General features: G+C 61.8%; 14 protein-coding genes and 1 pseudogene. 8 read left to right on the forward strand and 7 right to left on the reverse strand.

The window, feature by feature from the left end; translation table 11 throughout:
- The 3 genes and pseudogenes from JQ575_RS42155 to JQ575_RS46295 all read right to left on the reverse strand — a co-directional run.
- Positions 1-848, reverse strand: a pseudogene (locus JQ575_RS42155) (Hpt domain-containing protein); the annotation flags it as partial.
- A 481-nt stretch (positions 849-1,329) separates the two neighbouring features.
- A complete protein-coding gene (locus JQ575_RS42160; RefSeq protein ID WP_212039044.1) occupies positions 1,330-1,746 on the reverse strand; it encodes a response regulator in 417 nt (138 codons plus the stop codon).
- 108 nt (positions 1,747-1,854) lie between these two features.
- Positions 1,855-2,484, reverse strand: coding sequence for a response regulator (locus JQ575_RS46295; protein ID WP_312016123.1), 630 nt, complete (start codon positions 2,482-2,484; stop codon positions 1,855-1,857).
- 482 nt (positions 2,485-2,966) lie between these two features.
- On the opposite strand from JQ575_RS46295, the gene JQ575_RS42170 reads away from it, so the two are divergent.
- From JQ575_RS42170 to JQ575_RS42180, 3 genes are all read left to right on the forward strand, one after another.
- Positions 2,967-3,692, forward strand: coding sequence for a Crp/Fnr family transcriptional regulator (locus JQ575_RS42170; protein WP_192740569.1), 726 nt, complete (start codon positions 2,967-2,969; stop codon positions 3,690-3,692).
- A 296-nt stretch (positions 3,693-3,988) separates the two neighbouring features.
- Positions 3,989-4,381 (forward strand): response regulator, encoded by a 393-nt coding sequence (locus JQ575_RS42175; protein WP_192740568.1) that lies wholly within the window; start codon positions 3,989-3,991, stop codon positions 4,379-4,381.
- Positions 4,382-4,626: 245 nt separating this feature from the next.
- On the forward strand, positions 4,627-4,872 hold the full coding sequence (locus tag JQ575_RS42180; RefSeq protein WP_212039045.1) for a hypothetical protein: 246 nt from the start codon (positions 4,627-4,629) through the stop codon (positions 4,870-4,872).
- A 174-nt stretch (positions 4,873-5,046) separates the two neighbouring features.
- On the opposite strand, the gene JQ575_RS42185 is transcribed toward JQ575_RS42180, so the two are convergent.
- The 3 genes from JQ575_RS42185 to JQ575_RS42195 form a co-directional block, all read right to left on the reverse strand.
- Positions 5,047-5,667 (reverse strand): helix-turn-helix transcriptional regulator, encoded by a 621-nt coding sequence (locus tag JQ575_RS42185; protein WP_212039046.1) that lies wholly within the window; start codon positions 5,665-5,667, stop codon positions 5,047-5,049.
- A gap of 742 nt (positions 5,668-6,409) precedes the next feature.
- Positions 6,410-6,616, reverse strand: a complete 207-nt coding sequence (locus JQ575_RS42190; RefSeq protein ID WP_192740564.1) for a hypothetical protein — start codon at positions 6,614-6,616, stop codon at positions 6,410-6,412.
- Positions 6,617-6,726: 110 nt separating this feature from the next.
- Positions 6,727-7,731 (reverse strand): glycoside hydrolase family 3 N-terminal domain-containing protein, encoded by a 1,005-nt coding sequence (locus JQ575_RS42195; protein WP_212039047.1) that lies wholly within the window; start codon positions 7,729-7,731, stop codon positions 6,727-6,729.
- A 219-nt stretch (positions 7,732-7,950) separates the two neighbouring features.
- Between JQ575_RS42195 and JQ575_RS42200 the strand changes: the two genes are divergently transcribed.
- The 5 genes from JQ575_RS42200 (at position 7,951) to JQ575_RS42220 (ending at position 12,187) form a co-directional block, all read left to right on the forward strand.
- Complete coding sequence (locus JQ575_RS42200) at positions 7,951-8,973, forward strand: LLM class flavin-dependent oxidoreductase (RefSeq protein ID WP_212039048.1); 1,023 nt, start codon at positions 7,951-7,953, stop codon at positions 8,971-8,973.
- A 185-nt stretch (positions 8,974-9,158) separates the two neighbouring features.
- Positions 9,159-9,641 (forward strand): transcription elongation factor GreA, encoded by a 483-nt coding sequence (gene greA / locus JQ575_RS42205; RefSeq protein WP_212039049.1) that lies wholly within the window; start codon positions 9,159-9,161, stop codon positions 9,639-9,641.
- 106 nt (positions 9,642-9,747) lie between these two features.
- The gene (locus JQ575_RS42210) at positions 9,748-10,893 is read left to right on the forward strand and encodes a serine hydrolase (protein WP_249167280.1); all 1,146 of its coding nucleotides are present in this window, start codon (positions 9,748-9,750) and stop codon (positions 10,891-10,893) included.
- 140 nt (positions 10,894-11,033) lie between these two features.
- Entirely contained in the window at positions 11,034-11,591 is a 558-nt protein-coding gene (locus tag JQ575_RS42215) for a thiamine pyrophosphate-binding protein (RefSeq protein ID WP_312016124.1), read from the forward strand.
- Positions 11,588-12,187 carry a thiamine pyrophosphate-dependent enzyme gene (locus tag JQ575_RS42220; RefSeq protein ID WP_212039050.1) on the forward strand — a complete coding sequence of 200 codons (600 nt, stop codon included), beginning with the start codon at positions 11,588-11,590 and terminating at the stop codon, positions 12,185-12,187. Before JQ575_RS42215 ends, JQ575_RS42220 begins: the two co-directional genes overlap by 4 nt.
- Before the next feature lie 27 nt (positions 12,188-12,214).
- On the opposite strand, the gene JQ575_RS42225 is transcribed toward JQ575_RS42220, so the two are convergent.
- The coding region (locus tag JQ575_RS42225) for a calcium-binding protein (RefSeq protein WP_212039051.1) at positions 12,215-13,091 on the reverse strand (877 nt) is incomplete at its 5' end.

A 13,091-nucleotide genomic window follows, 5' to 3' on the forward strand; every position in this document is an offset into this window, starting at 1 on the left:
GCGGCACCTTGAACTCGGTGTCCTCGTTGCGGCGGGAGATCTCCAGCAGCTGGTTGCGGGTCAGCACCAGCTCGGAGCAGCGTGTCCACGTTGACGCGGATCGACTGGTTGGCGATCTTGTCGGCTTCCTGGACGTCGCCGACGTCGGCGGCGGCAGTCGCCTTGCGGGCCGGTTTTGCCTTTACTTCTTTTGCCGCCTGCGGCGCAGGGGCGACTTCCGGCGCCGCCGCCGGAGCTACTGCCTTGGGAGCGGCTGCGGGCGCAGGTACGACTTCGATCTCGGTCTCGCGGAAGGCGCGTTCGAGATCGTCGAGCGAGACTTCGCCTGGACGCAGCGGCCGTTCCAGCACCTGCTCGACCAGCGTGCCCTTGGCGACCTCTTGTGTCTTCGCGGGCTGTATGGGGGGCGCGGCTACGACCGGCGCCGGCGCTTCCACGGAGACGGCTTCGGCCTCAGCGTGCGCGTCGTGTGCCCCGCCTTCCGCCAACAGATGCAGCTTCTCGATCAGGTCCTCGTCGCTGCCTTCCGGCTCGTTCTCGGTGGCTTCAAGACCTGCGAGGATTTCCTTGATGCGATCGATCGAGGACAGGATCAGCGTGACGGCGCCGGCGGTGACCGGCATGCCGTCGCGGAATTTGCCCATCAGGGTCTCGCCGGCATGGGCCAGCGCTTCCAGCCTCGGCAGGCCGAGGAAGCCGCAGGTGCCCTTGATCGTGTGCACCAGGCGGAAGATGTTATCCAGAATCTTCGCGTCGCTCGGATCCTGCTCGAACCGCACCAACTGATTGTCGACCGTATCCAGGCTCTCGTTGGTCTCTGTCAGGAATTCCCGCAAAAGATCATCCATCAGAGCGCGCCCTTCAACTATCGATGTAACGGTCGTCTGCTAGGCATACCCTTCTGGATTTCACGTCCACGTTAATTTCACTGTCCGTGCAAATACGGATAACCCCAATAAATTGTCGTAAAATGCGGCGCAGATAGCGCGATGGTGTCGGCAAAACGCCGTTGCTGGCGCCTTGAAAATCCACCGGCGGTTAGCCACGGAATCCGGATGATGATTTCATGGACGAGGAGCCGCTTGGCCGGCGTAGACCGGGAAAGCCGCGGCATTATCATTTCTGGTAAACAGACTCCTACCAATGCTGCAGCTGGTTCGATCACGTCAGCAATGTCGGCTTTGCGTCCAAGCTGCGCCCTCTCGATCAGTTCTGCGATGGTTCTCGGATATGAGGCGAACCAGCATCCCCGACGGGGTCCAATCGACCCGGCAATGGCAGCGTAGACATCATCGCGATCGCGACCTGAAATTGCCGCATCCGAAAGCGCTATCTTGACCCGGCGGCGCCCGCATAGCGCGCTCTCGCTTCAGCGAGGCATTCGCTAATGACGGTCAGCAACGCCGCCGGCGTAAACGGTTTGCGCAGGCAGCGCGCCGCGCCGAGTTCGAGCGCCATTCGCAGAAAGTCCGGCGCCGGCGCGTCGAGATTGGCAAATGCGTATCCCGACATCGCGACCAGCGGAATCGCCGGCGCGCGCTCGTGGAATATCCGGATCGATTCGAAACCACGCATATGCGGCATGAAGATATCGACGATCATCAGGTCGAAGCTGGCGTCTTCGAGCGCGCGAAGCCCGGCTTCGCCGCCATCGGCTATCGTCACTTCGAAACCGTGACGCTCCAGATAGATCTCAATGGCCATGCAGACCATCGGATCGTCATCGACAACGAGTACCCGTGTCATTTCAGCCCCCCGAAGCAAGTTATCTGTCTTCAATCGCTCCTCAGTCGCAATACCTGCGCAACCGCCACCCCTTGGTTCGACGCAAAGTCGTTACGGCTTGCCGGCAGTTCAGCCCGTAGCGATCCTCTCTTTCGAAATATCCGACGATGCCGTTGCGCCTTGCTGTTCCGACGGCGCGGCTGTGACGGCGGCAAGGGTTGCGGCGTATCTTCGGTGCGGTTCGGCCTCCGACAGGCATTCGTCGATCACGCTGAGCAACGTCGCCGGCCGGAAGGGTTTGTGGAGGCACCTGGTCGCACCGAGGCTGAGCGCCATTTTTAGGCAAGCAACATTGTCCGTTTCCGGTCCGGAGAACGCGTAACCGGAAATTGCGATCAACGGTACTGTCGGGGCGCGCCCGTGAAAAATCCTGATCGGCTCAAAACCGAGCATGTTCGGCATGAGAATATCGACGATCATCAGGTCGAACGTTGCGTCATCGAGCGCCGCGAGGCCGTTGGGCCCGCCGTCCGCGATCGCGACCCTGAAACCGCACTGCTTGAGCCAGGCCCGTATCGCAAGGCGGGTAAGAAGGTCGTCATCGACAACCAGAATACGACGCATGACGGCCTCCTCCGCCGCATCAGGCGTGCTGCAAGAGACACATAACGACAAGCCCCGCCCGACAGGACCACGTCTGGTCAGGCAGCCCAACTGCGCATCAAGGCATTTTGCCTTGCGAATCAGCGCATTATCCACGATTCCGTCGCAAATCGGCGAGTCTGTCTGCCCTCCGCAGTGTATAGGGCGTGTTCCACAACCCTTGTGCACCTGGCTGTAAATTGAGACCGTCAAACCGGTCGGGGGCGGGTCCTGAGCAAGGCCGGCACGTCTCGACGCAGGGTCTGGCTGCCCCACAGCGGGTCGCAGCCTTTTCTGAAGGTCAGACGTTGGAGGTCGCAATGGTGGGCCGCGACAGCCCTTGTCGACGTCCGTGGCGTTCGATGCCGGGCAAGCACTGACCGACGCCACGGCCTCCATTCTCAGGACCGAGCGCCTTCGGACCGCCACCAGGCGGAGTGCTACCAACGGATCCAAGGCAGGGCGGAGTGCGGCTATTTGCCGATATTTCCCGCCGGCGATTCATGGCAAGATGAACAGACATTTTTGATGGCGCATATTGCATATCTTTGGTGCCTGGCACCCTGAGACCGGCTTTGACCGTAAGGCAGGAGACTGCTTTGGATTCAGCCCCTCGTTCCCCGAATGGATTTTTGTCCTCGCTGACTGCGGACGATTTTGAACTGATCCGCCCGCATTTGCGCTCCGCCGACCTCACCCAGGACCTGGTGCTGGTGGAAGTCGACGAGACGCTCAAGCGCGCCTACCTGCCACACCGAGGCGTCATCTCGCTCGTGGTCAAGCTCGCGCGAGGCGAGCACGTCCAGATCGCGATGGTCGGCCGCGACAGCATCTTCGGCGCATTCTCCGCCCTCGGCGATCCAACCGCGCTGAACAGCGCGCTGGTGCTGGTCCCCGGCGTGGCCTCGACGATCGACCTCGATCAGCTTCGGGCGGCTGCCGACCAGAGCGCGACGCTCCGCACTTTGCTGGCACGGCACGGATTGGCGGTCTACGCGCAAATCCAGCAGACTGCGGGCTGCAACGCCTCGCACACAGTAGAGTCCCGGCTGGCGCGCTGCCTGCTACATACACGCGACCTGTCCGGCAGCGACAAGCTCGTGCTGACCCAGGAAGCGATGGCGCAGATGATCGGCGCACGCCGCAACAGCGTATCGCTGGTGGCCAACACGCTGCAGCAGGCGAATTTCATCCATTACAGCCGCGGACATATCGAGATCACCAATCTGGACGGCCTGATCAGGACCTCCTGCGAGTGCTACGCGACGGTCAAGACCCAGTACGACCGCCTGCTGCATCCGCGCATCCATTGCGCGGCCGCGTGACCCTTGGCCGCTGTCCATGGGGGTCGGGTGCCCGAACCCATTGATAGGCGCCGGCCCGGCAATGCGCGTGAAGATTGCACCCCGCGATCCGGCCAGCGGGAACTCACCGTATAATTACGGCCGGCCCGGCATCTGCCCGGGATTTATTCAGCCGGGAATTAACGCGCTGTTCAATGACCCCTGATACTTGTCACGGTGCTGACGGGTGCAGGTTCGGGAAAGAGCATCGAGACGATTTCGAATGCCACGCGAGTTCACCCGTGTTCGGCGGTTTGCTAGCTGCGCGGAGTAAAGACATGGCTTTTGATTTGTCGATGCCGATCCTGGTGGTCGATGACTACAGCACCATGATCCGCATCATCCGCAACCTCCTCAAGCAGCTCGGATTCGAGAACGTCGACGATGCCAGCGACGGTTCGGCGGCGCTCGCCAAGATGCAGGGCAAGCGATACGGCCTCGTGATCTCCGACTGGAACATGGAGCCGATGACGGGCTACGACCTGCTGAAGGAAGTCCGCGCGAGCCCGGAATTCTCAAACACGCCCTTCATCATGATAACGGCGGAATCGAAGACGGAGAACGTCATCGCCGCGAAGAAGGCCGGCGTCAGCAACTACATCGTCAAGCCGTTCAACGCGGCGACGCTGAAGACCAAGATGGAAGCCGTGTTCCCCAGCGCGGCCGAATAGCATCGTGCCCGGGCGCGCCGCGTCAGGTTGAAGGCCGCCATCCATCGCCGCCCTGCCCTCCATCCTCGCGGCCATCAGACGCAAAGCGGAATCGGCGAACGCCGAGACGGCATCCGACCCGTCTCGCGGTGTGTCCGGACGGAACGGCCCTCGCGCCGCACGGCTTGCCGTACTACTACGGTTTACGATTTTCACAGACAGATAACGTTGAATCGCGATAGTCGCGTGGACCAAGGAGCCCCCTCATGTTCACGTTCGAAACGAGCGATCAGAAAGAAGTGCGGCGTTTTCGTATCGCCCAGTTCAACGGCAGAACCGCAACCTTCCGCTCGGCCGACTCGGCCGTCACCGGCCACGTTCGATCGATCGTGGAAAACAAGTCGAGTGTTCCGGCGGCCTGGGTGATCACCATCATCCCGGAAGAGCCAAAACCTGTTATCGCGACCCGGCCCGCGCCCCGCCTGCGCTCTTTCGCTGAAGACCTCTGCTGAGCGGCAACCTGGCGCGCTCTTCTCGGAAAACCGGCTCCCGCTGCTCCGGATCAGCTGTGGTCCGGCCTTGTCGGCCCTGTCGCGATTACAATCGGCCTTTGTGAATCCGCAGCATTGCGGCGCTGTCACTGCAGGCGCAGTGCGCTTCGCCTTCATTCTGAGCAAATGAAATAATCAGGCTGGCTGCAACAGCGCCTTGCGGACGAGATCCGCGGTGTTGCGGGCGCCGAGCTTGCGCATCGCTTCGGCGCGATGGCTCTCGAACGTCCTCGGGCTGATGTTCATCCGCAAGGCGCCTTGCTTGTTGGAGCAGCCTTCACTGATCAGGCTCAGCACCTCGCGCTCGCGCTTGGTCAGCGGCTTCTGACCGGACTCCGAGGCGAACATCACCCCCGGCGTGCGACCACCATCCTTGGTACGGCTGGCCTGGCTCTCACGCCCCTGTTTGCGATCGGATTCGGAAGCAAAGGCGGGATGCTTGTCCGACATCTGCTTCACCACGACGCAGACGCGTTCGAGCTGTTGAACCGCGTTGTCCACGACCTGTTGCAAATAGACGCGATTGCCGGGCGCCTCGGAGAACTGGTGACTGTGCTGCTTGATCTCGTTCATGTAGAGCAGCAGCGCCGTCAGCGGCCCGTTCAACTGGCGGGCGATCGACGCTTCCGCTTCTTCCGTTGCGCGAGCCCGCGCGACGGACAGCTGGACGATTTCAAGATTGCTCTCGAGAGGTGTGACGGGTTCCATCCACTTCGGAAAGTGCGAATCACCGGCTCGGTGGTCTTGCTGCGACATATAACTAATTTATCGATTCGATTGCCGCTGGTGGTTAATTTTTTAACCAGTAGGAATACGGGGAACCGGCAAGTGGACCGGAAACTGAACCAACGGGAAGGGTTTTTGCCTCTGATCGAGGAAGTATGATGCCGCCAGATCAGGAGTCCGTAGTTTTACGGCCCGTAGAAATGCGTTGGCCGCGCGCCTAATCCCTCACGATTTCGCCTTATGAGTATTTGCTTCTCTAATGCACTCAATTTGATTCGTTATGGGTCCCATCCTCTGAACGGTTGAAACCAGGCAGCCATGCGGCAACCCAACAAGTCGCGTGTGAGGACCTCACCAGCAATTCGTTGCGCTGCTTCAATGAAATATTCGTCGCTGTTTCCGTTTAACGACGGACGGACCTAGCCTCGACGCGGGTCAGTTGCGCGGGAGCCTCAGGAACTTTTCGAGGAAGCGTCCCGAGGCAACGAGCCTGAACCACCAATATGCTATCCGCCGCGTTGTCATGCGCCGTCGTTAACGCCGGTGCCGGCACCTGCGTGTGAATTGCTTCACAGAGGGCCGTAGAAACACTGTGATCGCAGGCGATCACGGCTTCACCGATTTGCGAGGTGCAGGCCCCGGTGGTCGCGCGATGACCGACGCGCGAACATCAGCGGACGCCGATGTCGACATCGCCGCGCACGACAAGGCGATGCGGGCGCGCGCGAATCGTCCAAACAAGCAGCGGTTAAAAATGAAGAATGGCGGCGGATCAGCCAAGCCGGCTGATCTGCTCCTCGGTCACGACGCGCTCGACGTTCTCGGTCTTGCTCTTGATGCGGTAGCGCGGGCGGCCGTCGGCCTCGATCGGCAGGCAAGTGACGATGGTGTAGATGCTGCGTTCCTTGACGGTGGCACGGCCCTGCGGCCCCTGCAGCTGGTGGTGCACGTCGTCATTGATTGCGTAATTGTGGGCCATCGCCTGTCTTCCCGTTGGAAAAAAGGCTTGTAGTCTCAACGGCCTCGCAAGGCAACCCGCCATTGGCAGGGAACCGGCGCGCCGGTACGCATAGCAGCCTCCAGGGGCCGTCAGGCCGCCAAAAGCGCCTTTCGCCTGATGACGCGGGCGATCGATTCCTTGACGGCGGAACCCGTTAAGGTCCCATTATCAAGGGATTGCTCGACGGATTGGGCGATGGCGGCCATTTCCCGCTCCTGATCGAACAGATTGTTGCCGATGCAGAGCATGTCGATACCGGCCTTCAGCGACTGAAGGCTGGCTTTCCCGGTGCCCAACGCCTTCTGCAGCCCCTGCATTTGCATGTCGTCGGTGATCAGGAGCGTATCGGGAAGCCGCCGGCGCAACCGGCCAAGGCCCGCGGCAGACAGGGTCATCGGATTGTCGCGGTCCCATTGCCTGACGATGGCGTGGCTGACCAGCACGGCATCGCCGAACATTTTTGGCGCCAGCGAATAGAACAGCTCTTCCTGCTCCGGGCGCAAACTGTCGGAAATGTCCATGAACTCCTGATGCGAGTCCACCACCGCGCCGCCGATGCCGGGGAAATGCTTCAGACAAAGCCCGATGCCCGTCTCGCGCGCGACCTCACTCACCAGCAGCGCATTGGCCTCCACCTCGCCGATATCGGCGGACCAGGAACGTTTGATCTTGCCGATGTTCGGATTGTCAGGGTTGTAGTCGACGTCGATGACGGGCGCGAAGTCGTAGTGAATGCCGAGGCGGCGCATTTCGGCGAAACTAGCGGCAAGCACTTCCCGCTTCTCGCTCAAAGCGAGATGATTGAATTCCTTCGCGCTCGGCAGCGGCTTGAACCCCCGGCTCTCCTTGAGCCGCCGCACCAGCCCGCCCTCCTGGTCGATGAACACCATCGGGCCCGACGGCAGGCGGGAAATCTCCTCGCAGAGACGCTGCACCTGCTCCGGCGATTCGATGTTGTTGTCGTACTTTTGCGTCTGGCAGGAATAGTCGAACAGGATCACGCCGCCCAGGCCGTAATTGGCCGCAAATTCCCGCAGCCATGCCGGAATGGTTTTGCCGAAGAAGCCGAGAATGAAGAGTTCGCCGACGCGCATGCTGGCAGTCCTGATCACCGATCCCGCGTGCCGCAAAAAGTTTCAAATGTTCGACTGGCCTTGTGCAGAAATCCGTACCATCCAAGGACGCTTTCGGTCCAGCCTGCGAGCTGGCACTTCCATCGTTGTTCACCGCCGCTGTTCCTGGACGCTAGGCGCAAGGGCATTCCCGCTCACAATGACGGTGGTAAATCGACAAAGAGAGCCTAGATAGCCCGCATGAAAAGCATAGGATTCCTGTCGTTCGGGCACTGGACGCCCTCCTCGCAATCGCAGACCCGCTCGGCGGCGGACACGCTGCTGCAATCGATCGATTTGGCCATCGCGGCTGAGGAATTGGGCGCCGACGGCGCCTATTTTCGCGTTCATCACTTCGCCCGCCAACTCGCCTCGCCTTTCCCGTTGCTGGCGGCGGTCGGCGCGAAAACCAGCCGCATCGAGATCGGCACGGCCGTCATCGACATGCGCTATGAGAACCCGCTCTACATGGTGGAAGACGCCGGCGCGGCCGATCTCATCTCGGGCGGGCGCCTGCAACTTGGAATTAGCCGAGGATCGCCCGAGCAGGTCATCGATGGATGGCGGTATTTCGGCTATCAACCGGCCGAAGGCGAGACCGAAGCCGACATGGGGCGGCGCCATGCCGAGGTCTTTCTTGACGTGCTGCGCGGCCATGGCTTCGCGCAGCCCAATCCACGTCCGATGTTTCCAAATCCGCCAGGGTTGCTGCGGCTTGAACCGCACTCCCAGGGACTGCGTGACCGCATCTGGTGGGGAGCCGGCTCGAACGCCACGGCAATCTGGGCAGCGAAGCTCGGCATGAACCTGCAGAGTTCGACGCTCAAGAACGACGAAACCGGCGAGGCTTTCCACATCCAGCAGGCTGCCCAGATCAGGGCCTACCGCTCGGCGTGGAAGGAGGCTGGCCATGCGCGCGAGCCACGGGTGTCCGTCAGCCGCAGCATCATCGCCATCATGGATGATCGTGACCGCGCCTACTTCGGCCGCGGTGGAGACGATGACGACCAGATCGGCTTTATCTCTCCGGAGACCCAGGCGATCTTCGGCCGCAGCTACGCGGCCGAGCCGGACGTGCTAATTGAGCAGCTGAGGAAGGACGAAGCCATCAATGAGGCCGACACGTTGCTGTTGACCGTGCCTAACCAGCTCGGCGTTGCCTACAATGCCCATGTCATTGAATCGATTCTGACGCACGTGGCGCCCGCGCTCGGCTGGCGCTGAGGGCTCCTGCGATGTTGCCACGGCTGGCATCCGCTTCGCGCCAGGATCGAGCGGCCTCCGGAAGAGGCGGTACCCCAAAAGAGGCAACCAGGTTCCATCCGCTCCGCGATATGTGATGCGCAAAAACCGCCGAGCGTTGTGTTACAATTCCATTTCCTGGCATATCCCCTCGAAAGGAGGCCGAGTTGAGCGTTGCCTTCACCAAGGAAGACAGTGCCGAAACCGCATCGGAGACGCTGCTACCCGACCGCCCGATCTCTGCTCATCCGAACCTGGTTACGGAAGCGGGATTGAAGGCGCTCGAATTTCAACTGCAACAGGCTCGCGAGGCGTACGAGACGGCGCAGCAGATCGAAGACGTGAATGAGCGGCGGCGGCAAGCCGCAACGCCCTTGCGCGATGCGCGCTACTTTGCGGCGAGAGTTCGGACGGCCCAGCTCATCACCCCTCCTGCGTCGACCGATACTGTTGCGTTCGGGAGCACGGTGACCTTCAGGCGCGACGATGGGCGCGTGCAGAAATATCATATCGTGGGAGAGGACGAAGCGGACCCCAAGGCCGGCTCCATTTCGTTCGTGTCGCCGGTGGCAAAGTCGCTGATGGGCAAAGCTGTCGGAGATGTCGTGGGCGTCTCCGGTCACGAGCTCGAGATCATTGCGATCTCCTGAGCCTAGGAATTCGACAACTCACAGCAAATTGACGGCCGCTTCCCGATAAGCGCCGGAATCGCGCGGGTAAAAAGGGCCTTCGGCGTCAACGAGACGATGGCTCATTATGGTGACAAGCTCCGCGCGCTGGTGGCGGCATCGATCGACAGGCCTGATCATTTTCGCCGTTCTGCTATTCGCGCTGGCGGGCGGGTCGGTTGCGGATATCGGCATGGACGCCAAAATTCAGCACGTCGTCACGGCCTATCTGGCGCCGGAAACCGTGGGGAAGCCGGGCGGTCTCGCGGTGGCCGTCTACGCTGCGGGTCACACCGATTTTTTCAACTACGGCGTCGCCGACGAAGCGACAGGGCAGCCGATCACATCAGACACGTTGTTCAACGTAGCGTCGGTGCGCAAACCGTTTGAGGCAATCCTGGTCGCACTGGGTACACTTCGCGGCGAACTCCGCCTCGATGACCCCGTGAGCAGGTATGTCCCCGAGCTACGGGGGGACTACATCAAAAGCGTGACGATCGGTGAACTGGCAACGCATACGTCCGGACTCCTGCTGCCGACCGATCACCCGCCATGGCCGAACGATTCGTTTACGCTGCCGCAGTTCTTCGAGGCGCTCAACGCATGGACGCCGCAATCGGGCGAGCAGCCGGGCAAGCAGCGCATCTATACGCATGCGGGGTATGTGCTGCTGCAGCTCGCGCTCGAACGCCGCTACGGCCGGCCGATCGGTGAACTTATCGAGGCGCGTATCCTGAAACCGCTCGGCATGAACCAGACATTCCTCCCCGAGCGCGGGCCGGACCATCGCGCCATGATGGCTCCGGAGCTGATGAAAAATGTCGTGCAGGGCTACGCCGAGACGGGCATGCCGATTGGTCCACGTGGGGATCAGCAGACTTACTACGATTTCCCGGGGACCGGTCAGATGTTCACCTCGGCGCGCGACCTGGCCACCTTTCTGGCTGCCTTCATCGATGGCGAGGCGATCGATCCGCAATTGCGGCAAGCGTTGCAGATGACGCGGCGCGAGGCATTTCACGTGACCGAGAAGTTTGGGCAGGCGATGGCCTGGGAAAACATCCACTTGGACGACGTGACCGTCGTCGACAAGCCGGGCGGGCTTAACAACGCGTCGGCCTATGTCGGCTTGGTGCCGGCGCACAAGACCGGCATCGTCCTGCTCGCTAACCGCGGCGAGTTTCCGCATGAGATCGCCCGTTACCACGTGCTGCCGGAATTGGCGCGAGAATAGCGACGCGCGGGATATGGCGGTGCAGCGATCCGGGCTGACGCGACCGGCCGCTTTTCAATTTTGCATACCTTCTCGTCGAAACGGCGTCGTACTATCCCGGCAACGCGTGTTCGAGATCGAGAAAAAGGGAGAGCTTCGCCGTGGCGGATCTGCAGAAGAAAGAGCCGGTCGCACTGCCGACCTGGCCCGACGAAGTGTACCGCGTCCTCAAGGACGCTGACGTGCGCCAGGTCGGAATGGTGCCGGATGCCGGCCACAGCCGCCTCATCCGCGCATTCGAGGCGGATCCTCAAGCCCGCGTCATCACCCTGACCACCGAAGAGGAAGGGATCGCCATGCTGGCAGGTGCCTGGCTCGGCGGCGAACGGGGCGTCCTGCTGCTGCAATCGAGCGGGGTCGGCAATTGCATCAACATGCTGTCGCTGCCGATGATCTGCCGCATGCCGCTCTTGATGCTGGTGACGATGCGCGGCGAATGGGGTGAGTTCAACCCGTGGCAGGTCCCGATGGGCCAGGGCACCAGGGCCGTCCTCGAAGCCATGGGCGTGATCGTGACGCGCGCCGACGAGCCGCATCTGGTCGCCTCGACCGTTTCCGGCGCGGCCAATCTTGCGTTCAACACCTGGCGGCCTGCCGCCGTCCTGATCGGACAGCGCGTGCTCGGCGCCAAGAATTTCAAGGAGCTTGCCCGCAAATGAACGTTCCCAACGAACTGCTGCATCGCCGCGACGTCGTCAATGAATTGCTGCGCGATCGCAGCGATCTCCTGGTCGTTGCCGGGCTCGGCGCCCCCAACTGGGATATCTCGGCCGCGGGCGACAGCCCAAATAACTTCCCGCTCTGGGGCGCGATGGGCGCGGCCGCCATGATGGGCTTTGGTCTTGCCATCGCGCAGCCCAAGCGCCGGGTGCTCGTCATCACCGGCGACGGCGAAATGCTGATGAGCCTCGGCGCGCTTGCCACGATCGCCGTGCAGAACCCGCCGAATCTAACCATTGCCGTGCTTGATAATGAGCGCTTCGGCGAGACCGGAATGCAGAAGACGCACACGGCAGGCGGCGTCGACCTCGCCGGTATCGCCACGGCCGCCGGCTTCAGGACATCGCGGATCGTCAGGACCATGGCTGAGGTGACCGAAATCCGCGATCTCGCACACCACGGCAACGGGCCCGTGTTCGCACAGGTCAAGATCAATCCCGAAGCGCTTTACTTCGTGCTGCCGCCGGCCGACGGCGGCATCCTCACCACCCGCTTCAGGCAATCTGTGCTGGGCGACGGCTCGCTCTATAATTGAATTGAGCGAGCCGCTCGATCACGCCCCTCACACGATCAGCAGATCGTCCGGACTAAGCACGACACCGTTCGCGAACTGCGCCAATGCAACTGCCGCCGTGCCGGAGGCGCTGCCGTCGGCGTCGAAGTAGAGCGTAGAGGACGACGTGTCGTAGTGGAAACGCTCTGTCGACGAGCCGAATGTGGCGTCGCTCGACGAACCGTAGACCGTTGCCGCGCCCATGCCTGCGACCAACCCGCCGCCAAAGCCAGCCGCGGAAAACTCCAGAATATCGGCGCCTACAACAAAATCGCCGATCGTATCCACTCCCTCGGACGGGAGGTTGAAAGCGAAGGTGTCGGCGTCCGCGCCACCAAGAAGGAAGTCAGGGCCGGCAGCGCCGGTAATCCTGTCCGCGCCGGCGCCGCCCTGGATGTTGTCGGTCGCCGCGCTGCCGACGATCGTGTTGGCCGACTGGTCGCCATAGATACCGCTGGTGTCGCGGATGACGTCGATCGAGGTAGTGTTGAAGACCGCTTCGCGTTCGGAGGCGGTGAAGGCGAAGCTTGAGGTCTGGAGCGTGTCGTCGCCGGTTCCGCCGAAGACCTGGAAGCCGGTTGCTTTGCTGTCCACAGTGAAGGTGGTGCCGGTAACGTTGCTGCTGTGAATGGTGAGACCCGAGACCGCCTTGCCGGTCAGGTCGAGCCCTGCCTCGCCGGTCACGACTTTGCCGCCCGAGTTCCCGGAGATGCCGGTGAAGCCCGTCAGGGTGTCACTATCCACGAGCACGGAGTTGGTGCCGACCGATAGACCAGAGATATTGGTCAATGTTGCCGGCCGCAGATCAAAGGTTTGACCGGAGCTGGAAAAAACCAGTTGGTCACTGTCTGTCCCTGCATCGATGGCGATGTTGGGATTCCATGCG

The organism is Bradyrhizobium sp. JYMT SZCCT0428 (genome assembly GCF_018131075.1).
GTDB lineage: Bacteria > Pseudomonadota > Alphaproteobacteria > Rhizobiales > Xanthobacteraceae > Bradyrhizobium.

Excerpts from the sequence above, each read along its gene's own strand:
- JQ575_RS42160 (WP_212039044.1), bottom strand. The coding sequence starts at position 1,746 with ATGACACGGGTACTCGTTGTCGATGACGATCCGATGGTCTGCATGGCC.
- JQ575_RS42175 (WP_192740568.1), top strand. The coding sequence starts at position 3,989 with ATGGCTTTTGATTTGTCGATGCCGATCCTGGTGGTCGATGACTACAGC.
- JQ575_RS42180 (WP_212039045.1), top strand. The coding sequence starts at position 4,627 with ATGTTCACGTTCGAAACGAGCGATCAGAAAGAAGTGCGGCGTTTTCGT.
- JQ575_RS42185 (WP_212039046.1), bottom strand. The coding sequence starts at position 5,667 with ATGTCGCAGCAAGACCACCGAGCCGGTGATTCGCACTTTCCGAAGTGG.
- JQ575_RS42190 (WP_192740564.1), bottom strand. The coding sequence starts at position 6,616 with ATGGCCCACAATTACGCAATCAATGACGACGTGCACCACCAGCTGCAG.
- JQ575_RS42195 (WP_212039047.1), bottom strand. The coding sequence starts at position 7,731 with ATGCGCGTCGGCGAACTCTTCATTCTCGGCTTCTTCGGCAAAACCATT.
- JQ575_RS42200 (WP_212039048.1), top strand. The coding sequence starts at position 7,951 with ATGAAAAGCATAGGATTCCTGTCGTTCGGGCACTGGACGCCCTCCTCG.
- JQ575_RS42210 (WP_249167280.1), top strand. The coding sequence starts at position 9,748 with ATGGTGACAAGCTCCGCGCGCTGGTGGCGGCATCGATCGACAGGCCTG.
- JQ575_RS42220 (WP_212039050.1), top strand. The coding sequence starts at position 11,588 with ATGAACGTTCCCAACGAACTGCTGCATCGCCGCGACGTCGTCAATGAA.